Genomic DNA, 22,042 nt, shown 5'->3' on the forward strand with positions numbered 1-22,042 from the left:
ATGCAATAAATAAATACTTAAAAGAAACATATAAATGCTGAAAAGAATTCAACAAAAATGGTTAGCGATTAAGTTAATTACTCGTATGGATAAACCTATTGGTACTTACCTCTTGTTATGGCCAACGTATTGGGCGTTATGGATTGCGAGCGATGGTTGGCCTAACCTGCAACTATTGTTGGTTTTTAGTTTAGGTGTTTTCATCATGCGTAGTGCTGGTTGTGTAATAAATGATTACGCGGATAGAAAAATAGATGGTGAAGTTGAACGCACAAAAAACAGACCACTTGTTAATGGCATGATGACCTCTGGCGAAGCCATTAACTTGTTTGGCGTGTTAATTGGCATGGCATTTGGTTTGGTGCTAATGCTCAGCTGGTCCACTATTTACCTCTCTGTTGTTGCGGTATTACTAGCGGCAATTTACCCCTTTATGAAACGTCATACCCAACTGCCACAACTATTTTTAGGTGCTGCTTTTAGTTGGGGCATGATAATGGCATTCTCAGAAGCTCAAGGTGAAATACCTTTGGTGGCTTGGTTGCTGTTTACGGCTAACCTATGCTGGACCATTGCTTACGATACAATGTACGCCATGGTTGATAGAGATGACGATGTTAAAATTGGGGTGAAATCTACCGCTATTTTATTTGCTGAAAATGATAAGCGTGTTATCGGCTTTTTACAGTTGATGACTTTGGCCTTATTATGGACAGTCGGTGATATTTTAGCCTTTGGTTGGCCGTATCAACTATGCATCATTGCGGCTGCAGGTTTGTTTAGCTATCAACAGTTATTGATTGTTAATAGAGAACGAGACGCTTGTTTTCAAGCCTTTTTGCATAATCACTGGGTTGGTTTAGTTGTCTTTGTTGGTATTGCAATTGAGTATCTATAACGTTCAATTACATTAGTTTAATAGTTTAGCAAACTCATCAAAGGGAAGGGGACCACTAAAATAGAAACCTTGGTAATGGAAACAACCAAGTTCTTTCAAACAGTTTAATTCTTCCTGTGTTTCAACACCTTCTGCCAGTATGTCCATATTCAGGGTTTTTCCTAAACTGATTATCATGCTGGCAATGGCTGCACTCTCACTACTTTGCGCTATGTTAGTCACAAAAGAACGATCTATTTTTAATACGCTCGCAGGAATGCGTTTTAAGTAGGTTAGAGAAGAATAACCCGTACCAAAATCATCAATAGCGCAATCAATAGCGTTTTCTTTTAATGAGGCAATTAACTTGATTGAATCTTCAATATTTTCTACCAGAAGATTTTCGGTTAACTCTAACGCTAACCGTTTAGCAGGGATATCATTCTGCTTCACAGCGTTCAGGACAATTTCTTGAAAATCATGCTGAATTAATTGCTTAGCGCTGATATTAATCGCTATTTTATTAAAACTTTCTGGTAGTGATAATTGTTCTAGTTTTTTGATGTCACGACAGGCTTGCTCTAAGACCCATTGACCAATAGCGAGAATGAGATCGCTTTCTTCTGCGATAGGGATATAGACCGCAGGCGACTCCTTACCATGAACAGGGTGTTGCCAGCGCAATAATGCTTCAGCGCCAATAATGTCACCATGATGGTTATATTGCGCCTGATAGTATAATTTAAAATCGCCTTGTTCTAACCCTTGCTTCATATCATCAACATAAGCTAAGCGTCTTTTTATTTTTTCAGACATGACTCTTTGATATTGCTTACCTTGCTGAGTTTTGGCTCGTTTGGCTTCGTACATAGCAATATCGGCAAATTTAATAAGATTATTGACGGTACTGCTTTGCAGAGGAAAAAGCGAATAGCCGATACTGCAAGTGAGTTTGTACGAATTAGTGTCGATAACAAAAGGTGCCGTAAGTAATTGATTAATTTGAGCTATGAGTAGGTTAATTGTTTCTTGGTAATCATCTTTGAGATTCTTTAATAGAATAGTAAATTGATCCCCGCCAAAGCGGCCAATATCTATATGTTCACTGCTTAATGAATGTAGCCTATGGGCTAACGTCAGTAATATTTTATCGCCGACAGTATGACCCATAGCATCATTTATTGGTTTGAAGCGGTTTAGATCGATAAAAAGAACACTACCAATTTTGTTGTTAATACGAGCATCTTCTATAGCATTGCCCAGTAGATGATTTATATGCTGGCGATTAAATAAATGGGTTAATCCATCGTGCTGTGCTTGGAAGGCAACCTTTTCTTCAATAAGTTGCCTAGAGAGAACTTCTTTAACGAGGGAGTCATGTACTATCGAGGTGTAACAACTCGTTGCTAGCTTTTGTAAAATTGGCTGTAGTGCTTTTTGCACTTCATCAGCTATAGCATAGTGAGTTTCAAAAGTGAGTAAGCCATAGTCTGGAATAATAAAGCCAAATAAATATTGTCCATTTTCACATTGAAAAGAAAGGGTTTTTTGGCTGCTATTAAGCTGACGTGCAAAGTTTGTAAGTATGGAGCTTTTCGACCATGATTGACCGCGCTTATTTTTTGGAATGCTTAAAAAATATTGATAACTCGTGCCTTTAAGTGGAAGCAACTTGCTAGGCATACCAGACTGGTCACAATAGACATAGATATGTGCACTTGTTAAATCGAGGCGGTTAAAACAGACTTTTAAAAAAATTTTCAACATGGCCTTTAAGTCAAGCTTATTGCCAATAGCCATGGCAAGCTCATGTTGTAGTGAAATAAGAAACAGTGCTTTATTCATACCTGCCTAGTTGCTACCAAGAGCTTATTACAATTGATTTGTTGAGAAGACGAATAGCACCACTTTGACTATTGGCTATTTCCCCTAATGAAAGTACCCCGAATAATGCACCTAAATGGCAATGTTCAGCGATGACATTGAGTTCCTTTTCAAACTCATCTTCCATAAATAAGGCCCTGCTAATGCAATCGAAGACCATAGTTGTTGTAATTGTTGTCTTGTTCAGTTTAGACAGTAGGGCGATCGCTGCTTTTTCTGTCGAGGCCACTAAGCTATCTATATTGCTTTCAAGTAAATACACCATTGAATTAATCGGGATATTGCCAAAACATTGTAAGTGATTATTTTTCGCTAAAATAGGGTCCCGAACAATTATATTATTATTGATATCCTTAATACCTAATGGAAAATTCTTAGCAATATCAAAAAAGTCAGTATTATTGAAGGTGTATTCGGTGGCACTTTCAATCGTTTGGCAATAAACTTCATAAGCAGGTTGGTAATTTAAGCTTTGAACCGTTTGCCCTTGTGCTTCTGATACCAAAAAGGGCTCATCAAATGTCTCCCAACCATGCGCCACACTGGTGTTAAGTGTTCTTGGTAGTGCGACTAATAGAATAGCATCGCTATGAACACCTGAGTTGGTAAATATGCAATGGCGTTGGATAAAGTCTAAATTGCCGGCACCACCACCAGCGATATTGATCCCGTGGTCTAAATGCTCAAAAAGACAATCAATAAAACCTTCAATGTTGCTGATTAGCGCATCATAGAACATCAGAAAATCATCCTGACCACAGAAGTTATTCTTTTCTTTTAGTGTTGAGGTAATGAGTTCCTCTAAGCAACTTTCATTCGTGACCTGATTAAGTTGAGCGAACAGAGTTACATCAACGGCTTCTTTAAAGCCAATGATCAACGCGCCTTGTTTAATTAAGTCACCTTTTAGAGTCAGCATTGGGTAAATACCACCAAAGAGCTTTAGTGGGCACGCATGAAATAGAGCGTTGAGTTCTTCTTCAGGGTAATTGTTTTGGCTGCACGTAAGTACCAATAAGCTTTCCGCGCCACTATTTTGGGCGAGACTTAAACCGCTTTTGAAATCACTTAAAGTATCGCTTAGTGTATGCCAAGTGAATAACTCAGTTGCCATCTTATTGTATCTCTTGGTTTTTTTATTATTATTGTTTTACTACCCTTGGCATAATGCCTAAGTTATTTATAGAAAACTAGTGTTAATTAGTGTAATTATCTCTAGGTGCTTGTTTATTCGTTAATAGTCGTTAGGCTAGACAATGGATGATGTAACTACTATATATTTAGTTACGTTGTTTAATCAAAGTACGGTACAAGCTTAAGTTCTAAGATAAAAAGACGTTTTCATATAAAAATAATTAATGACAATAAGTTAAAGGGAAGCACAGATGAAAAAATCAATTTTCGTAAAAGCTGCACTGGTCGTGTCGCTTGGATTATCCTCGCTGGGGCTTTCAGCTTTAGCCCATGCTGACGATGATAAAAAATATCGTTGGAAATTAGCTGAAACTTGGGGACCTAATTTTCCTATTTTTGGTGATGCCACTAAAAATATGGCCAAAATGGTAAAAGAAATGTCGAATGGTCGGTTGACCATACGCATTGATTCTTCGAATAAGCATAAATCTGCATTAGGTATTTTTGACTTTGTAAAAAGTGGCCAATATCAAATGGGTCATTCTGCGTCTTATTATTGGAAAGGTAAAAACTTCAACACCATGTTTTTTACTACCGTACCTTTTGGCATGATAGCCTCTGAACAACATGCTTGGTTTTACTACGGTGGTGGCATGGAGTTAATGAAAAAGGTTTATGATCAATATGGCATCATGTCATTCCCTGGTGGTAATACGGGTAACCAAATGGGCGGTTGGTTCAAAAAAGAAATTAATAGCGTTGAAGATCTGAAAGGTTTGAAAATGCGCATACCAGGTTTTGCTGGTGAAGTATTAGCAAAACTAGGTGCGAAGCCGACAAACATTCCATCAGGTGAGCTTTATACGGCATTGGAACGTAACACTATTGATGCATTAGAGTGGGTAGGTCCTTCTTTAGATTTACGTATGGGTTTTCATAAAATAGCGCCTTATTACTACACAGGTTGGCATGAGCCAGGTACTGAGTTGCAATTTATGGTCAATCAAAAAGCCTACAATTCCCTACCAAAAGATTTACAAAAAATATTAACGGTTGCTATGAAAGCTGCAGCTTATGATATGTATTCGCAATCGATGCACGCTAGTGGTGTGAACTTAGCATCACTGAAAAAAGATTACCCAAATGTGCAAATGCGCTCATTCCCTAAACCGGTAATGGAAGCGATTGTGCAAGCAAATGATGAGTTATTAGAAGAGTTTGCTGCTAAAGATCCTATGACAGCAGAAATTCTTAAGTCACTAAATGATTATAAGCACCAAATACGTGCTTGGACTAATTTATCAGATAGAGCTTATCTGGATAATTTTGATGGCAAGTAATTTTTGTTGTTAGGATAAAAATTGTCTAAATAACAAAATAAGTGGGTTAGTTTAACCCACTTATTTTTGTTACTAATTGGTGTATCTGCATTGCATTGCTAAAGTAGTATTACTAACTGAGAAATTAAATGGATAAAGTGTTAAAAATTTCAGGAAAAATTATCGATGTTCTAGGTAATTTTTGTAGTTTGCTTATGATTTTAATGATCATAAACGTTTTTTATGACGTGATCATGCGCTACTTTTTTAATGATGTCAGTATTGGTATGCAAGAGCTGGAATGGCACCTATTCGCTGCTATGTTTATGTTTGGTATTGCATACACCCTAAAAGAAGATGGTCATGTGCGAGTCGATATTTTTTATGAGACCATGACAGCGAAAAACCAAGCCTTAATCAATATTTTTGGCTCGTTGGTTTTAGCATTACCTATCACTATACTTACGCTTTATTACAGCTGGGACTATACCTTTGAAGCCTATCAAATGGGCGAGGGTAGTGGGGACCCTGGTGGGTTGCCACATCGTTGGATAGTACGAAGCGTTATTCCTCTTTCTTCACTATTTTTGATTCTAGCTATTTTCCATGTGGTGGTGACTCAGTTAAAAACTTTCACAGCACCTACTCAACCTGAAACAGGGGAGCAATAATGACAGGTATTGTACTTTTTGCTATTGCTCTAGTGTGTTTATTTCTTGGCTATTCGGTCGCATTCACCTTTGCAGGTGTTTCACTCATTGTTGGCGCTATTGTTTTAGGGGCGGACTTATTCGCGTTTATGCCTTATCGCATTATGAGCATTATGGAAAACACTATTTTAATGGCTGTGCCCATGTTTATTTTTATGGGGATAGTATTACAAAAAACAGGACTAGCGGAGCGGTTACTGGAGTCTGCGGCTAAACTCTTTGGCGGTATTGCCGGAGGCGTTGCAATTTCTACTATCATTGTTGGTGCTTTATTAGCGGCATCAACAGGAGTAGTTGGGGCTAGCGTTGTTGCTATGGGGGTTATTTCCTTACCCGTAATGTTGAAAAACAATTATCATCAACCTACGGCAACGGGTGTTATTTGCGCGTCTGGTACCTTAGGACAAATTATTCCGCCTTCGATTATCTTAATTATTTTAGGCGATGTTATGGGGGTGCCCGTTGGCGATTTATTCCGAGCGGCCATTCTGCCAGGAATGCTACTGGTTGTTACTTATGTCATTTATATTTTAATTTTAGGCAAATTTAAGCCTGAATTTGTACCACCGTTAGTTGTCACTGAAAACAAACGTGAACTACTAGTACAGGCACTTAAAGATATTGTACCGCCCTTAGTACTTATTTTAACTGTACTAGGTTCTATTTTTGCTGGTATAGCCACACCAACCGAATCTGCAGCCATTGGTGCAGTTGGTGCAGTTATCTTATCGATATTATATGGCAGCTTTTCATTCGGCAAAATGCATGAAATATCCAAAGAAACAGTAAAAGTTACCTCAATGGTTTTTGCGGTATTAATTGGCGCCACAGCATTTTCTATGGTGTTTAGTTATTCGGGCAGTGAGTATCTAATTGAAGAGTTTTTTATGGAGCTTCCTGGTGGCAAGTGGACATTTATTGCCTTGGCTATGCTCGCTATTTTAATACTAGGCTTCTTTATCGATTTCATTGAAATTGCTTTTTTAGTGGTACCCATTTTACTGCCTGTTGCCATAGCGTTAGATATTAATTTAGTGTGGTTTGCTATTTTAATTTCTATGAACTTACAAACGTCGTTTTTAACACCACCCTTTGGTTTTAGTTTATTTTATCTCAAAGGCGTGGCGCCGAAATACCTTAAAACTACCACGATATATAAAGGCGTGATCCCCTTTATTTTAATGCAAATAGCCGTGTTGCTCTTAGTGGTGTTTTTTCCGGAACACTTAATTATTACTTAGCTAAGACACTTACTAATACAATAATGTTTTATGCCGACACTGTGTCGGTATAAAACATTTATTTATTTGGCACTTTAAATTTAGCCTGTACCTTCTCCATATGCTCTCTAAAGCTTTTATCAAACTTACTTTCACCACAAGCAAAATATGCTGTTGTTGCATGCACAGGGCTACCTAATACTTGTTCACGATAAATGGTACAAGTGCCGTTGTCATTTTTGGTAATAGAGCCAACATGAGAGCTGCTAGTATTAAGTTTCTGTCGCTGTTCGACCGTAAGTGGCACTATAGTTTTTGGCACTGGAAAGGGCTCTCCATCCATCTCTGAAGTAGATCGTGGTTGAGTGAGTTCAGAAAACGCTTGTTCACGTTGTTGGTCATCTAGTTTTTGTCTTAAGCGTGATAAACGATCATAACTAGAAAAACTGCCCCTGCTTGCTCCTAAAACCTTATTTTTAGTTGTCACCGTTTCACTTTTAACCGCATTCGTAACCTGTGTAGAAGGTGTCTTCGTTACTGGCTTATTTACTGGTGTATTCGGAGGTGTTTTTACGGCTGTTTTTGATGGTTCTGTACGGATAGTTTTTTTAGGGGCGGCTTGTTTTTGCTCAACCTTTTGTGGCGTTTTTCTTTCCTCTACACTTTTTGGTGTAATAGCCGGCTCACTAACTGTTTTTTTAGGTGCCGAGTATAAAAAACTTTTGATTGAGGTGATCTTTGGTTTATCTTGTTTGATAATCTTAGGTTGTTGTGTCGCACCGTAGATTAAGGCAAGCAAGAGTAATAAATGCAGTAGTACCGATATAGTAATGGCAGTGTAAGGTCCTTTTAACACAGTCTATTCAGTTCTTATAATTATAATGAATAATATTATAGACCAAAAAAAACACCACTGGTTCAATACACTGTGGTGCTTTTTGGGCAGTAAATGTAGTAATACCAATTTGATTAAATTTATTCCCTACTCAGAGCTACATTAGCGAGCTTTGAACAAGCAAAATTCCTTGAACATAGTTATTCTATATTTCATTAATTCTGTGATGTTATTAGTTTGCTAATGAGCTCCCAAAGGGCGAGTTTAAAAGGCTCACATGCTGCGTTATTGATTTTGACAATAGAATAACTATTCTCTTCAATCAATGCCTTACCTTTAAGCCTTTTAACTCTCGCTGAGTGGGAAATAACTTAATCAACTTGGTATAAAGCGTTTAACGAGCAATACTTTGTAATACTTCAATATCAACCAAGTTGATAACCGTTGCTTTGATCTCAGCCATGGTTGAACTAGCAATGAGTAAACCGTCGTCATCGAGGTCAATATAGCCTTGCTCACGAATAGTGGCAATTAAGGTAGATTGAGCACGTTTGTCGATAAATTCAGGTGCATTGATATTGTTTAATACCGATAAACGTTTAGCAATCGCCACAACCTTAGTTTCTAAATCACGTTTACTTAACGGTGCTAAACGACTTGTAAGTGAAGTAATTATCGCGAGGCGTTGTAAACTCTCATCGATGCACTCAGCCATAGCATGTACTTGACTAAGTAGCCCAACGTCATCGCTAAGTGACCAAAAACCAGCTTTAGTTTGCTTAGCTATTTCCATCTCTTTTAGTACCGTAAGAACCCGCAAGGTTTGCTGTTCAACGTGCGTGCTGTCTTGATAAAGGTATAAGTCTTCTTTGAGTAACGCAGTTACGTTCTGTACTTTTATGACTAATTCGTCTTGATTGATCTTGCTGTGCTTATCAAGCAAACGACAAACCAAGGCTGGTACTACGTAAGTATGCAAAATATTATTACGGTAATAGCGCATCTCGGTATTAGCAGTTTCAGAGAGTGAAACCAAGCTGCCAAAACTATCTTCAGTAATCGTTACTTTATTAAGAGAAATAACGTGAGTGAGTAACTCTGCACCGGTTTCTTCTGGAATAGTAAGTTGTTCACTAAAAGGGGCTTGGCGCTGTATATTTAAGAAAAAATCAAGCTGTGTTTCTAATTCCAATTTTGACAGTGCTTTATTTTTGCTGGCATGTAAGATCAAGGCAATTAAAGCAACACCATTTAAAGCAGCACTCTTATTGATGTTCTCCATTACTTGGTCAGCAAGTACATTGACCGTAGGTGTCAACCAAGAAGGTTTCTGCGGGTCAATTGGGTCGATAGAGTCTTTCCAATCAGGCACTTGTTTATTTAAAAATTCGTTAATGTTCATTGGTTCACCAAAATTTACATAACCATTTCCATAGTTGCGTAAACTCTTAATGGCTTTTAATACACCAAACATCGACTCACCCTTTTTCTCGCTACCACTTAATTCTTTATGGTAAGTGCCTACTTCCATAACATGCTCATAACCTAAATAGACAGGTACTAAGGTCAGTGGTCTATCAATACCTCGTAGTAAGCTTTGAATGGTCATGGCTAACATGCCTGTTTTAGGTGCTAGTACTCTACCCGTTCGGCTACGGCCACCTTCAGTATAATATTTAACACCATAGCCACGTTCAAATAAAAGGCCTAAATATTCACGAAAAATAGTGGAATATAAACGGTTACCACCAAAACTACGGCGGATGAAAAATGCACCACCCTTTCTAAAAATGGTACCAGCAGGCCAGAAGTTTAAGTTAATACCCGCGGCAATCCTTGGCATGACTAGACCTTCTTGTAAAATGACATAAGAAAGTAATAAATAATCCATGTGGCTGCGATGACAAGGGACATAAATAATTTCATGGCCATCTTGAGCCAATTTACGCAATACTTTGGCGTTGCTTACCTTAATAGCGCTGTATAGGCGTTTCCATAACCAATGCAAAATGATTTCACCAAAACGTAACCATGAAACACTATAGTCACCAGCGATTTCATTCATCATGACTAACGCTTTTTTCTTAATCTCAGCTTCAGAAACTTTTTTGTTTTTTGCTTCATCGCTAATAATACGTTTGACTGATGGGTTAGCAAATAACGCGGTGAACATTTGCTTACGATGCATTAACCTAGGGCCTTTAGCAGCAATGGTTTGACGATGGAAATGGAAGCGAGCTACACGCAAAAACTTATGAGCAGCGGCTTCATCACTACCATGATTATCAGAGATATTACGTAAAGAAAAAGCTTCGCTAAATCGGACTAAGGTATCACGACCTAAAAATAGCACGATGAAGAATTTTCGTAACCAATTAGGTGATTCTTGATCGGCTAGCAAAGTACCTATATTGAGATTTTTTCGTTCTTTAGTCGGCGTTCTTCCCCAAATTAAATTGGCTGGAATTAATTTCGCATCGATATTTTCATCAATAACATGTTGATTTAATAACGCTAAACCTTGTGCTGTTGCCGTTGTCTTACTGCTTTTACGCCATGAGCAAAGAGGTGTCGATTTTGCCAAGCATAAAGTGCGATTAAAGCTTTCGCCGTTTATTGTTACTTTGCCAAGGGGATCCGGAAGATTTTGTTTTTTACAGGCACTTTGCAACGCTAAAAGGTCGGATGCCGATTGATGACGAACAATGTAAAAAATGGGTTGGTTTGGCTGATCTGTAATATTTTGACTGTCCGTGATAATTTTACAACGAACCAGTAACTTAAGAGGAAATTTTAATAATAAGTAGAAAAAAGAACGTAAGGCCAACATGTTGTATCGCTCGGTTTAGTCATTAACAGCTATAAAAATTGGATTTTAACATCATTAGTCAAAATTGTCTTGGTTTGTGGAGAATAGCAACCCGTATCAGAAAGTGTTTATTTTTCTTGGTCTAATGTTGCTCATACCTCTCTAAGTGTGTACTTCTTTATACCGCGTTATTGATTTCGACAAGGACGCTGCATGGATGCAGCTTATTAGAGAATGCAGGGGCATATTCTCCTGAATGACCATTCTCTTAAATCAAAGCCTTGCCTAAATACGTTTTTAATTCCAGCTGAATCCTGTATCTTCAAATTACTTGGGTATAAATGCCTTCAATTTCAGGAGTTCATATTGAAAAAAATTGCCGTGTTTGTCGATGTACAGAATATTTATTACACCACCCGAGATACCTATGCGAAACAATTCAACTACCGCTTATTATGGCAAGAATTAATGGCACAAGGCGAGATTACTATCGCTAATGCTTATGCTATTCAACGTAGTGATGATCAACAGCACAAATTCCAAAAAGCGCTTAAACATATTGGTTTTGACGTTAAGCTAAAACCTTATATTCAACGCAGTGACGGTTCGGCTAAAGGCGATTGGGATGTCGGTATTACTATCGATATTATGGAAGCTGCAGCTGAGGTAGATACTGTGATTTTACTCTCAGGAGATGGCGACTTTGATTTGTTACTACGAAAAGTACGCGAAAAATATGGCGTATCTACTGAAGTTTACAGTGTGGAGAAGTTAACCGCAAAATCGCTAGTTGAAGCAGCGGATATTCATCATAAAATTGAACACAGCCTTCTGTTGTAGGCTAAGTAATTGAAGCACTAAATCATGTCAGAGTATCTTTTTTAGTTTTTAGTTTTTGCTTTATGCTTTTTCACGAGATAAGTCGTTAATATAAGGGCAATAACAAATAATGTTGCGCTAGCAATTAATTCATTTTGTGCCCCTAAACGTATACCGCTGCCGGCAAGTGAGAATATAACCATTTGCGGGATAAAGCCGACAAAAGAGCCACTAACATAAGCGGGCATTGATACCTTGCTAACGCCTGCAATAATATTGGTTATAAAATTACTGCCTAAAGGTAATATACGAATCACAATTGCTTTCAAAAAGGTTTGCTCACCAAGAAACGCCGATAATTGAGCAAGTTTACTGGGATATTTACGAGTAATGCAGTCGCTTAACAAATAACGAGCGACACTAAAAGTGATGAAGCAACCGAGTGTAGCGGCCAAAGTGGCAACAATGATGCCGATGAAAGCACCTAAGTTAATGCCCGCAACTAATGCAGCAATTTGTCTGGGTAAACCAACACTGGTTGCCAACGATAAAAAAACAAACAGTAACCCTGCATTGAAAAACGTAGAACTGCCGCCTTGTTGCCAGTTTAGTTTGTCAACTAAGTTTATTGTCCAGTCAGTTAAACTGAAATCATTTTCTGTTGTGGTCGATACTGCGCTTACCTGCGGCGAAAATGCGGGCGTATGTATCAGCCATTGATATAAACCGGTCGCGAGAATCATTATGATGATGAGGCTCGCCAGTATTTTAGTGGTCGATAAACGGGCGGAAAATAAGAGAAACTTGGAAAGCATGGTTATACTAATTAAATTAATGGTTCAACTTCAGTACAACATAAGTAATGAGAGTTAATTGTTAAGAGCAAGGCGCTTGATTGGTATTATAGCGAATGGCTCAATGACTTACTCTGATTATTAGCTTTGATTTTTTCAGCTCACTTTCAAGATAAAAACTTATTTAAAATGATATAACTTGGCTTTCGCTTGCTCAAATTCATCAATAGTTAAAAACCCCTGTTGTTGCAGTTTTACTAACTTTTCTAAGGCGTTAACCAAGTCGGTTTCTACTCTGGCTAACTCTATTGCGGTAGCATCATGTTTATCAACTAAAGTGATTTCATCATTACTTTTTTCTGAGATAGTTACTTCCGCCACTTTTTCAGGTTCTATATCATCTACAACTGAATGAAGACGAGTTGCAGGACGGATAATCGATGCTTGAGTGTGTAGCGGAGTATCATCATGAGTCTTATGCTCAGTGCGCGCTATATCAGCAGTGAATTTTGGTTTGAAAGAACGTGTACCTGTTTGCTCACTATTGATATTCTTGGCAATGAGCCAGCACCAATCAATGGCCTCATCAACCACGGTAAAGTAACCTTTTTTGGTTATTCTATCGCTGCCTTTGCGTAAATATAAACAAATGATGTGTCTCTTTTTTGATTCGGTATGAAGCGCTAAGTTAATACGACGAACTTTGCCGTCGGTCATTTTTGCAATTTGCTCAATATGGAATATATCGCGTAATGCCTGTTCATGTTCTTCGTCAAAGCCGTGTCCCATGGTGGTATTAATGGTCGCAATAACCAAATCTCCAAGTAATACTTGGCACTGATTAATATCAGCTAATGCTATTACCTTTTCTGCTTTCTTCTCATGACGTTTAAATAGTTTTATTGATAACTTATCTTCAGTTAGAACTAGGTTAGAAAACTCTCTACGAACGAAGGCCTTAGCCGATTTCTGTTGTGTCTTCATCTGATACAAAATATAGCCGAGAAGCAAAAATAGCATGAGAATAAACAAGAAAGTCAGACCGTTGGAACCACTTTGTTGGCTTTCTTTTATGGCTAAACTTATGTCTTGCTGGAATAATTGGTATATAGCACCAGTATCTTCATTGAAAAACAGCAGTTCTCCGCGATTATCACGGTAGAGAGTTAAGTGATTTGCTTGCAAGGCTTGTTGTTTCAAAAGCCACTCTATTGTGGGAGCGGAAAGTGCTTTTTGCTGATTACTGGATTGATTGTTCTCAAGTGCTATCTCGGGTGAAATTTCATGGGATAATGAGTTGAGTTGCCATTCTTTTTTATTTTTAGTTAACAATAATAGTTTGTTGCGCAAGGTTGGTGCATTTTGACCTCGGTATACTAATAAACTATTGGCAGCTAACGTATTTTGATTTTGATATAAAAAATTTCTAGGTGCTTTTTTGCGCCAGTCTTCCCCACCATCACTATAAGATATCCAATGTCTTACTATGCCATTAACGCTGTATTGATGTGATATCAGCAATTTAGTGGCATACCTATCTGGCCAAATAAATTGATTTATATTGCCTGCACCGAATAAATACAGTGCCTTTTCAAATTTTTCATTCGCGTAATATGGGTTGTCGTGAGGTACGCTATAACTTTTGATACCTTTTCGTTGTGGATGAATGCGTAAGATGGCACCTGAATAAAGTGGATGTTGCTGTAGTTCTAAGTTGTGTGACAGTGAAATATAAAGCTGAGCAAAGTCCTCATGCCATGATTTACTGTAAGAATTAAAGTTTAATTGCCTAATGCCGCTTTCTAAAGTGGGAACGGCTATTCTTAAAACTTCACGTTGGCTTGATTCATCGACTTGCTTGGTTACATTTAATTGCCACTCGGTCACGATGGCATCATAAGAAAGTGGCGTGGTAACAGCAGGATCTTTTAGACGCTTTCTTTTTCTGTTGTTAATAACTTTTTCAACATGGGCAGTATAGAAAGTGCCATAACCTGCTTGATCACGTAATGAGAAGTTAGGATGTAAGGTAAAAGCGGTTAGTTGAAGCGCGGACTCTTTAGTCGAAAAATGCTGTAAATCTAATAATAAAGTCGTGTTATCAGGACTATCTTGTTCCAACTGATAAATTTTACCTCGCTTATTTGCAAGGTAATAGAACTGACTGTTTCCTGGCTGTTCCAGTAGTAATAACCACTGGTCATCCGCTGTTTCTAATTGCGGGGCTTGCGCTATTTTTTGTAATAAATATTGCTTTTCTTTACCGGCACCATTAGCACCACTGACGAAAAACAGACATAGGGAAAAAATAAAAAAGGTCGCGCGCTTTGCGATAAGCATTAAATTGAGTCATCCATAGTTCAGTATTTTGTTAACGAATTTTTATCTTTTTCTTTAAGTGCCTTTAAATAAATGCACATTTTTTACTTCAATAAATTGATCTTTGCTAACGCCGCTGGTGTAACTTAATTTACCTTCTAACATCAGTTCATCACCAATATCACCATGTTCTGCTAGATATTGCGCTTGTTTTCCCCAAACATGAATGGCGCGTTCTACTGAAATTGTCTGCCACGCTTGTTTATCGGTATTATAGATATGCTGGTTAATGACAATATTTGCTTGGGTAATATTCTTATTTTGTTCGGTTAACATCAGTTTTGGCTTTGACGTTAATTGAGCACTACAATGAATTTGGTTGATTGCTTGTGTATAACCTTTTTCAAATTTTTGTACAAAGTTTGCGTGTACAATACCTAAGTGATTAGTGCTTTTATCTGTCGATTTTGGCTTAATATTACTTAAATATCCATGCAGTAAAATTATGTCACCTTTGTTGGCATTTAGTAATGCCAATTCGACCAACTCACCTTCTACTTTTACATGATGGTAGCTAGTCCACTCTTTATACTTATTAGTTATTTTATCTAGCCATTTACTGGATGTAGCTAACACAATTTCAGTCACTGCGGTTGCAGGATTAGCACGATAACGAATATCAGGAGTTGCGACTAAATTACCTAATAAGGTCACGGCACAAAGCTGTGGGTTTGGGCTTTTTGGGTGTTTATTTACAGCATCCGATAATGACAAAAGCTTTCCTGCGATATTAAAGTAAACCAATTATTCAGTCACTTATTATCTATTTGTGTGAATAAAGAGCAAGTTGTTTTATTTTAATATAAATTCAGTGGCATTGTTAATAGGCGGCAAGGAAAAATTGATGATAAATTGCATTAAAAGCTACTTAATAAGCAATTAAGTAGCCATTTGAGTGGTTAGTGAAAGACAAAGCTTTATAATGAAGACAATATTGTAGAATTAAACTAAAAAAACTTGTCTGTCTTAGACAAAGATATAGGAAACTAATGAGCCCGATTATTGCCAGCGAACACTTAAGCAACATCGCCCTTGGTTACGTAGATAGTGTTGATAGTGAATACGCTAAACGCCTTGCCAAAAAATGGCAGTTTAACTACTTAGGTCATGTTGCCGCTGCCAGTAAACAGCCAAAACTTGAATTTATGTTACAAATGCATCATCACGCCTTAGAGCTTTGCAAGTTAGATGAACCTAAACTGGGTGCTATCAAGGTAGACTTCGTTGAAGGTGCAGTCGCACATCGACGTAAATTTGGTGGCGGTCGAGGTCAAGATATTGCCAAAGCCGTTGGCTTAAAACATGGCTTTAAACCACATGTTTTAGATGCTACCGCAGGACTTGGCAGAGACGCATTTGTATTAGCAAGCCTTGGCTGTAAGCTCACATTATTAGAGCGCATGCCTGTGGTAGCTGCACTGTTAGATGATGGGATTGAGCGTGCAAAACTAAATCATGAAGTTGCCGATATTGCCAATAACATGCAATTAATTCACGGTTCATCGCTAGAGGAAGTCGACTTAGCTATTGAACCCGATGTTGTGTATTTAGACCCTATGTATCCGCACCGTGAAAAATCAGCTGCGGTTAAAAAAGAAATGCGAATATTCCAATCGCTGGTAGGTGAAGACCTTGATGCAGATGATTTACTTGAACCTGCATTAGCGTTAGCAAAATACCGTGTTGTGGTAAAACGTCCAAGTTATGCGCCGCCACTGGCAAATAAAAAACCATCGATGAGCATCAATATGAAAAAAAATCGCTTTGATGTTTATGTTAAACAGGCAATCCCAAAACCTATTACTTAGCATAGTCATTTAAAACCTTACATAAATACGTCACAATTATGTAACCTTACTGTCATAAAGATGAGTGATTATTGCCTTTATTTACTTCAAAGGCATTCATGCTATGCGCGTTTCTAGCTTTTCTCGTTTGTCTGTAACGGCAATCAGTATTTTTACCGCTATTTTTATGGCAACCATGTATCACGTGGGTGAGTCGTTAAGTGAAAGTAGGGCACAATATAAGGGCTATCAAGCACTTATTTCCTTAACAACGGTTGAGTTTAATCGAACTATTGTTGAGTATTTACAAACTGGTGATGCGGCTTTGCTAAACAAGGCGCAAAAACAACTTACGGGTATTGTTAAAAAAACGTATAGCTTAAATATCGATAAACTCTCTAAGCAAATAGACTCGCAAGCACAGGCACTCGCCAATAATATTGATACCAAATTTCGCGCCATGGGTAAACTCAGTGGTGACCCTTTAGTGCTGTTACGTAACGGCGAACAAGAAATGATCGCGCTTAATAATGATTTATCAAACCATGTACAAAATACTCAAGTACTGTCAGTAAAAGAGCAGTTTAACTACCTCGTGACAATACAGACCATAGGGAAGTTACTTGCCGATTTAGTCAGTGCTAGAGAAGCTATTTTTACCCAGGCACAGCCAAATATTCAATCGGTAAATCCTCTTTTAAAAGAGTTAAAAGGCCTAGGTAGTTTTTTGTCACTGCAAAAAGCGTTAGCTATTTATGAAGAGAGTGATGACGACTTGTTTGATGACAGTGAAAATTTACTCGGTGATGATGAGGAAAAGCAAGATCTAAGCCTTGAAGCTATTAATGAATTACAGTCATTATTTAATCGTTATCAACGAGAATTAGAAAATACTTTAGCTCAGCAGCAACAACGAAAAATGGGTTTTGCGCTGTTGGCTAAACAAGTGGGCAATATTGAAAAAGCCATCATGCAAGGTGAAGCAGAAATTTCACAACAGCAAGAAAAAATAAATGAGCAGCTTTATATTATTGTCATCGGACTACTTATCTTTTTGGTGGTATTTTTATTAGCAAATTACTGGTTGCAGCGCAGTGTTATTCTGCAACCGTTACGTAACTTACGTGATAGCTTTGTACAATTGGTGGAGCAGGGCAAAGTAGACAACATTATTAATATTGATAACAGAACAGAATTTGGTGAAATATCTACTAGTTTCAATCACATGGTTAATAAGCTAGCGCAAGATGATAAAGACAAAGCACAGCAATTGGACTTAGTCGCCAAAGCCTTAACCACCATGGAAAGCCAAGTCAAAAGCATTTATCAGTCATCGCATACCACCAGCGAGCATGTTCAAGGAGCGAGAAAAATTATGGAGGCCTTAGGTGAGGCAACCGAAACAGTGAATACCCTATCAGGGCAAGTCGTTAACAATGCTCAGGCAACCAAACAAGCAATGGAAGTAAGTCAGCATCATGTGTCACAAGTGCTGGCAGCAAGCGAATCTACTAATTTGGCAGCAAAGGAAAGCAAAGGTGCCATTACTTCACTATTTCATTCGGTTGAATCGGTTACCTCTATCGTTGATGTGATTAGCGCTATTGCGGATCAAACTAATTTGTTGGCGCTTAATGCTGCCATTGAAGCGGCAAGGGCAGGTGAACATGGCCGCGGCTTCTCTGTCGTTGCCGATGAAGTCCGCCAACTTGCGGGTAAAACGCAGCAATCGCTCAAACAAATTTCAGCACGCTTAACTCAATTACAAAGTGCGAGTAATTCTATTGAAGGTATTATTAACGACATAGAAAAAGCATCGAATAATCAACGTATTATTGCTGATGAATTGCAAGAAACCGCGTTAGCGGTAACAGGGCAGGCGCAAGTTTCTGCAACGGTTGCTCAAGATACTCTGGAGCAAATCACCTTGCAACGCACACACTTTATCGCCTTTGAGCAAGCCATGGCCAATGTCGACAAAGAAGTCAGCGACTCGCAGCAATTATCGAATGTGATTTCTGTTGATGTCAGTAATCAGGTAAATGATATCGGTCTTACACTTAAAAAAGCGTCTTAATAAGTCCAAGTTTGTTAAGCTAGGTCTAATTAATTTTTACCTGCGTAAATCACTCAACGATTTATACAAATTTCTCACAAACTCACAGAGGTGTTTTCATGATCGAATTGAACCAACTAATGCCAGTAGGCGAACTGCAAGAATTAAAAAACGGTGAGATGACCACGCATAATACCGCGGAACTTTTTGCGGCTAAAAAGGTAGTATTATTTGCTGTTCCTGGTGCTTTCACACCAACGTGCTCTGCGGCACACTTACCTGGATATGTAGTTTCGGCAGATGAATTAAAAGCTAAAGGTGTAGACGCGATAATTTGTTTATCAGTAAACGACGCTTTTGTTATGAATGCTTGGGGAGAGTCGCAAAACGCTGAAAATATTATGATGTTAGCCGATGGTGATGGTAGCTATACCAAAGCATTAGGTTTAAGTATGGACACGGCCACTTTTGGTGGTGTGCGCTCTCAACGTTACGCCATGATTATAGATAATGGTGAAGTCATTAGCTTGCATGTAGAGGAGCCTAAATCGTTTGAAGTCAGTAAAGCTGAAGTTATTCTCGATCAGCTTTAACTTCTAAAGAACGGTTAACGTATTAAAATCGTTCATTAAAGCTGATACTAAAAGCAATCAGTTTAAGAACACGAATAAGAATAATGCACCTTATTAACCACTTGGTTAATAAGGTTTTTTTATGTTTGTAAAATTGGAGTGATACGATTTATTACTTGAATCAATACTGATAAAAAGGCAGAATTCACCCAATTAAAATCTTTAAGGCAAAATCATGTTAAAAGCTGAAATGGTAGAAAAGTTAAATCAACAACTTAATTTAGAATTTTACTCTTCAAACTTGTACTTACAAATGAGTGCATGGTGTGAAGAAAAAGGTTTTGCCGGTGGTGCAGAGTTTCTACGTAAACATGCTAATGAAGAAATTCAGCATATGAATCGTTTGTTTACTTACGTGAGTGAAACTGGTGCTTTACCTATCATTGGTGCTATAGATGCGCCACCACATGAATTTGAAAGCTTAGGTCAGTTATTTGAACTAACTTATGAGCATGAGTGTTTAATCACTGAGCGCATTAACTCATTGGCTCATGAAGCATTTACTAATCAAGACTACTCTACGTTTAACTTCCTACAATGGTATGTTGCTGAGCAACATGAAGAAGAGACGTTATTCAAAGGTATTTTAGATAAAATCAATTTAGTAGGTAATGATGGTCACGCTTTATTCTTCGTGGATAAAGATTTAGCAGAACTAGCCAAAACTGGCAGTAGCAGTATAATGACAGAAGCAAGCGCATAAGCGTTTAACTACCCCGCTTTAAATTATTATCTAATTAAATGTCCCCTCAATAGTGCAAAACACCTTTGAAGGGACATTTTTTTTGGTGTTAATATTTTAAACACAAGAAGACGTTAAGAATATATAGCCCTGTCCCTTAACTGTTTTAATCACTGGACGCGAAGAAATCACCAGCAGCTTCTTTCTTAAATTGGCTATATGACTATTAATACTTTTATCACAACTGTCCAGCTTACGTTGAAAAATGCGCTGAGCAATAATCTCTCTTGAAATCAACGAACCTGCATCGATCATAAGTACAGCCAGTAAATTAAACTCTAATCCCGTTGTCGTAACCGACTCTCCTAGAAACCGCACAGAACGATTTAAAAAATTTAATTCGACTTGAGCAATAACCAGTTTGTTAGGGGTTAGATGCTCTTCTGCTGTTAACATGCTGCTTATTCTGATTCTTGAGCAGAGGTTTGCGTAAACATTGTTGTTTTATAACCGGTAGCTGAACTGTCACTGCTCTCGAGTATTAAAAATTGCTCTATGGATTGTTCATTGAGTATCAATTCAAATGAATTCAATATAATTGAACTACCATTATCCTTAGCAACAACAAAAACTTGATAGCTGTTATTTTTTAAGAGGATTGAACTGGTATTTTTGTAATTTGTCTCACGGTAATAAGTAGCAGAGTTGATGGTTTCATCTTGTCTGACAAAGAATACTGTTACTTGAGAAAAATCATCAGATTGAATTAAGTTAATTATTTCAATTTCATGTTCGTAAATACTGGTCAGTGAACTATTTTCAACCATCAAAGAGAATAGGTTAACTTCAATTTCATCAATGATGCCATCACCATTTTCATCAATGTTACCGTCGTTATCGGTATCGATATACTCTTGCTCAGCATAGAAAAACAGGGTTTTATTGGTGTTTTCAACTAAAGATAATAAATGATTACTTAGTAACGGGGTATTGTTCTCAGTAGTGGTGAGATCTACGCTGTAGTCACCACTTGCTAAGATTAGTGCATTACTCATTTCACCGTAGGGTAAAAAAGCGATTACGGGGGTATCGTCAACACCGTTGATATGCAGCGCAAAAGCTTCTTGGTAATTACTTAACAGCTCATGATTAGCAACGGCATTATAAGCGCTAAATTGTGCCTCAGATTTATCGTCAACATAGTTAATTACCGTAGAGTCCGACATGATATCTAACACATAAGGTGATGTGCCCGCGCCGTTGTTTTCTCTGACAATCATAATATTTTGAGAGCTATAGGCAAAAGGGATGCTACTTGAAGTGAACAACACCTCTTCGTTACCTGCTTTAGTGATATAAAAAATATAATCATCTTGATCAAGTTTTTGATTATCTGATAACTGCTGGTAAGTATATTGACCAACTAACACTGCTTCATTAAAACTTCCATCATCCTTAGAAAGATAAAAATCAACGGCTTGCTGGTTTGAGTGCATATTTAGCACCCTAAGATTAAATAGATCGTCGATCGTATCATCGTCATCATCAATGACAGGAATACTGTGCACCATAACTTGTGGAGATAAAATGCTATCGCTCAGTACTATCATATGAATAGTATCTTCAGTTAACGCTATGCTATTTTCATAAATAACTGACAGATCATCGGTCGCAGAGCTGTCATCATCTTGCCAAGCTAATTGATAGTAATAATCTTGGCTTGTTAAGCTGATATTACTATGGGCATTGCCATAGGAAATAGCCGAAAATGTTTGTTCAAAATGATCATCATCGTCGTTATCTTCAGTAAGATCTTCATCTAGGGTTAAATAAATGCTGGGTGAATCTTTTGATAAATTATAGAGTTTAACGTAGCCCTCTCCGCTACCATCGTCACTAGAATCACAGCCCAGTAAGATAAATAGTAAGATGCCAGCAGCAAGGCAGCTCTTTAAGGCTTGTAGGGTTTTAAGTGTCATCATCTGTTTTCCATAATGTAAAGTTGCAACAATTTGTTGGCGAATGTTATGCAGCAATAGATAGCCACTTTAGGGAAGAGTTCCTACCTTTACACAATCTTTACTTTTCTTTATTTTAGAAATAGT

Annotated in this window: 18 protein-coding genes; 9 read left to right on the forward strand and 9 right to left on the reverse strand. The window is 37.8% G+C overall.

Annotated features, from left to right (window positions below; genetic code table 11):
• The first annotated feature begins 34 nt into the window (after positions 1-34).
• Entirely contained in the window at positions 35-898 is an 864-nt protein-coding gene (gene ubiA, locus CPS_RS00570; protein ID WP_011041001.1) for a 4-hydroxybenzoate octaprenyltransferase, read from the forward strand.
• 12 nt (positions 899-910) lie between these two features.
• Here the strand turns inward: ubiA and CPS_RS00575 are convergent, their stop codons facing one another.
• Positions 911-2,722: a putative bifunctional diguanylate cyclase/phosphodiesterase gene (locus CPS_RS00575; RefSeq protein ID WP_049757702.1), complete on the reverse strand. Its 1,812-nt coding sequence runs from the start codon at positions 2,720-2,722 to the stop codon at positions 911-913.
• A 13-nt stretch (positions 2,723-2,735) separates the two neighbouring features.
• Entirely contained in the window at positions 2,736-3,875 is a 1,140-nt protein-coding gene (locus tag CPS_RS00580) for an FIST signal transduction protein (protein WP_011041003.1), read from the reverse strand.
• Between the two features lie 271 nt (positions 3,876-4,146).
• Here CPS_RS00580 and CPS_RS00585 point away from each other — a divergent pair, with 271 nt between their 5' ends.
• From CPS_RS00585 to CPS_RS00595, 3 genes are all read left to right on the forward strand, one after another.
• The gene (locus tag CPS_RS00585; RefSeq protein ID WP_011041004.1) at positions 4,147-5,235 is read left to right on the forward strand and encodes a TRAP transporter substrate-binding protein; all 1,089 of its coding nucleotides are present in this window, start codon (positions 4,147-4,149) and stop codon (positions 5,233-5,235) included.
• Between the two features lie 128 nt (positions 5,236-5,363).
• Complete coding sequence (locus CPS_RS00590) at positions 5,364-5,885, forward strand: TRAP transporter small permease subunit (protein WP_011041005.1); 522 nt, start codon at positions 5,364-5,366, stop codon at positions 5,883-5,885.
• Positions 5,885-7,165 (forward strand): TRAP transporter large permease, encoded by a 1,281-nt coding sequence (locus CPS_RS00595; protein WP_011041006.1) that lies wholly within the window; start codon positions 5,885-5,887, stop codon positions 7,163-7,165. The genes CPS_RS00590 and CPS_RS00595 overlap by 1 nt, the downstream gene beginning before the upstream one ends.
• A gap of 58 nt (positions 7,166-7,223) precedes the next feature.
• Here the strand turns inward: CPS_RS00595 and CPS_RS00600 are convergent, their stop codons facing one another.
• Both CPS_RS00600 and plsB read right to left on the reverse strand, forming a co-directional pair.
• Positions 7,224-8,000 carry a hypothetical protein gene (locus CPS_RS00600; RefSeq protein ID WP_011041007.1) on the reverse strand — a complete coding sequence of 259 codons (777 nt, stop codon included), beginning with the start codon at positions 7,998-8,000 and terminating at the stop codon, positions 7,224-7,226.
• Between the two features lie 373 nt (positions 8,001-8,373).
• The gene (gene plsB, locus CPS_RS00605; protein WP_011041008.1) at positions 8,374-10,809 is read right to left on the reverse strand and encodes a glycerol-3-phosphate 1-O-acyltransferase PlsB; all 2,436 of its coding nucleotides are present in this window, start codon (positions 10,807-10,809) and stop codon (positions 8,374-8,376) included.
• A 345-nt stretch (positions 10,810-11,154) separates the two neighbouring features.
• Here plsB and CPS_RS00610 point away from each other — a divergent pair, with 345 nt between their 5' ends.
• Positions 11,155-11,628 (forward strand): NYN domain-containing protein, encoded by a 474-nt coding sequence (locus tag CPS_RS00610; protein ID WP_011041009.1) that lies wholly within the window; start codon positions 11,155-11,157, stop codon positions 11,626-11,628.
• Between the two features lie 41 nt (positions 11,629-11,669).
• Here the strand turns inward: CPS_RS00610 and CPS_RS00615 are convergent, their stop codons facing one another.
• The 3 genes from CPS_RS00615 to CPS_RS00625 form a co-directional block, all read right to left on the reverse strand.
• On the reverse strand, positions 11,670-12,422 hold the full coding sequence (locus CPS_RS00615) for a TVP38/TMEM64 family protein (RefSeq protein WP_011041010.1): 753 nt from the start codon (positions 12,420-12,422) through the stop codon (positions 11,670-11,672).
• Positions 12,423-12,581: 159 nt separating this feature from the next.
• Positions 12,582-14,741 (reverse strand): hypothetical protein, encoded by a 2,160-nt coding sequence (locus CPS_RS00620; protein ID WP_011041011.1) that lies wholly within the window; start codon positions 14,739-14,741, stop codon positions 12,582-12,584.
• A gap of 54 nt (positions 14,742-14,795) precedes the next feature.
• Positions 14,796-15,494 carry a single-stranded DNA-binding protein gene (locus CPS_RS00625; RefSeq protein WP_011041012.1) on the reverse strand — a complete coding sequence of 233 codons (699 nt, stop codon included), beginning with the start codon at positions 15,492-15,494 and terminating at the stop codon, positions 14,796-14,798.
• Positions 15,495-15,805: 311 nt separating this feature from the next.
• Here CPS_RS00625 and CPS_RS00630 point away from each other — a divergent pair, with 311 nt between their 5' ends.
• The 4 genes from CPS_RS00630 (at position 15,806) to ftnA (ending at position 19,958) form a co-directional block, all read left to right on the forward strand.
• Positions 15,806-16,588: a class I SAM-dependent methyltransferase gene (locus tag CPS_RS00630; protein WP_420794791.1), complete on the forward strand. Its 783-nt coding sequence runs from the start codon at positions 15,806-15,808 to the stop codon at positions 16,586-16,588.
• Between the two features lie 103 nt (positions 16,589-16,691).
• The gene (locus tag CPS_RS00635; RefSeq protein ID WP_011041014.1) at positions 16,692-18,644 is read left to right on the forward strand and encodes a methyl-accepting chemotaxis protein; all 1,953 of its coding nucleotides are present in this window, start codon (positions 16,692-16,694) and stop codon (positions 18,642-18,644) included.
• A 119-nt stretch (positions 18,645-18,763) separates the two neighbouring features.
• Positions 18,764-19,216, forward strand: coding sequence for a peroxiredoxin (locus CPS_RS00640; protein ID WP_420794792.1), 453 nt, complete (start codon positions 18,764-18,766; stop codon positions 19,214-19,216).
• A 214-nt stretch (positions 19,217-19,430) separates the two neighbouring features.
• A complete protein-coding gene (gene ftnA, locus CPS_RS00645) occupies positions 19,431-19,958 on the forward strand; it encodes a non-heme ferritin (protein WP_011041017.1) in 528 nt (175 codons plus the stop codon).
• A gap of 96 nt (positions 19,959-20,054) precedes the next feature.
• Here ftnA and CPS_RS00650 read toward each other — a convergent pair whose 3' ends face one another.
• Both CPS_RS00650 and CPS_RS00655 read right to left on the reverse strand, forming a co-directional pair.
• A complete protein-coding gene (locus CPS_RS00650; RefSeq protein ID WP_011041018.1) occupies positions 20,055-20,393 on the reverse strand; it encodes a winged helix-turn-helix domain-containing protein in 339 nt (112 codons plus the stop codon).
• Between the two features lie 5 nt (positions 20,394-20,398).
• Positions 20,399-21,919 (reverse strand): DUF4397 domain-containing protein, encoded by a 1,521-nt coding sequence (locus CPS_RS00655; RefSeq protein WP_011041019.1) that lies wholly within the window; start codon positions 21,917-21,919, stop codon positions 20,399-20,401.
• Positions 21,920-22,042 lie beyond the last annotated feature (123 nt).

The sequence above is a fragment of the Colwellia psychrerythraea 34H genome (genome assembly GCF_000012325.1).
Classification (GTDB): domain Bacteria; phylum Pseudomonadota; class Gammaproteobacteria; order Enterobacterales; family Alteromonadaceae; genus Colwellia; species Colwellia psychrerythraea_A.

What these genes read in the sequence shown, in the direction of transcription:
- CPS_RS00575 (WP_049757702.1), bottom strand. Translation starts at nt 2,722, where the DNA reads ATGAATAAAGCACTGTTTCTTATTTCACTACAACATGAGCTTGCCATG.
- CPS_RS00640 (WP_420794792.1), top strand. Translation starts at nt 18,764, where the DNA reads ATGCCAGTAGGCGAACTGCAAGAATTAAAAAACGGTGAGATGACCACG.
- CPS_RS00655 (WP_011041019.1), bottom strand. Translation starts at nt 21,919, where the DNA reads ATGATGACACTTAAAACCCTACAAGCCTTAAAGAGCTGCCTTGCTGCT.
- CPS_RS00595 (WP_011041006.1), top strand. Translation starts at nt 5,885, where the DNA reads ATGACAGGTATTGTACTTTTTGCTATTGCTCTAGTGTGTTTATTTCTT.
- CPS_RS00615 (WP_011041010.1), bottom strand. Translation starts at nt 12,422, where the DNA reads ATGCTTTCCAAGTTTCTCTTATTTTCCGCCCGTTTATCGACCACTAAA.
- CPS_RS00650 (WP_011041018.1), bottom strand. Translation starts at nt 20,393, where the DNA reads ATGTTAACAGCAGAAGAGCATCTAACCCCTAACAAACTGGTTATTGCT.
- CPS_RS00580 (WP_011041003.1), bottom strand. Translation starts at nt 3,875, where the DNA reads ATGGCAACTGAGTTATTCACTTGGCATACACTAAGCGATACTTTAAGT.
- plsB (WP_011041008.1), bottom strand. Translation starts at nt 10,809, where the DNA reads ATGTTGGCCTTACGTTCTTTTTTCTACTTATTATTAAAATTTCCTCTT.
- CPS_RS00590 (WP_011041005.1), top strand. Translation starts at nt 5,364, where the DNA reads ATGGATAAAGTGTTAAAAATTTCAGGAAAAATTATCGATGTTCTAGGT.
- ubiA (WP_011041001.1), top strand. Translation starts at nt 35, where the DNA reads ATGCTGAAAAGAATTCAACAAAAATGGTTAGCGATTAAGTTAATTACT.
- CPS_RS00635 (WP_011041014.1), top strand. Translation starts at nt 16,692, where the DNA reads ATGCGCGTTTCTAGCTTTTCTCGTTTGTCTGTAACGGCAATCAGTATT.
- CPS_RS00620 (WP_011041011.1), bottom strand. Translation starts at nt 14,741, where the DNA reads ATGCTTATCGCAAAGCGCGCGACCTTTTTTATTTTTTCCCTATGTCTG.
- CPS_RS00585 (WP_011041004.1), top strand. Translation starts at nt 4,147, where the DNA reads ATGAAAAAATCAATTTTCGTAAAAGCTGCACTGGTCGTGTCGCTTGGA.
- ftnA (WP_011041017.1), top strand. Translation starts at nt 19,431, where the DNA reads ATGTTAAAAGCTGAAATGGTAGAAAAGTTAAATCAACAACTTAATTTA.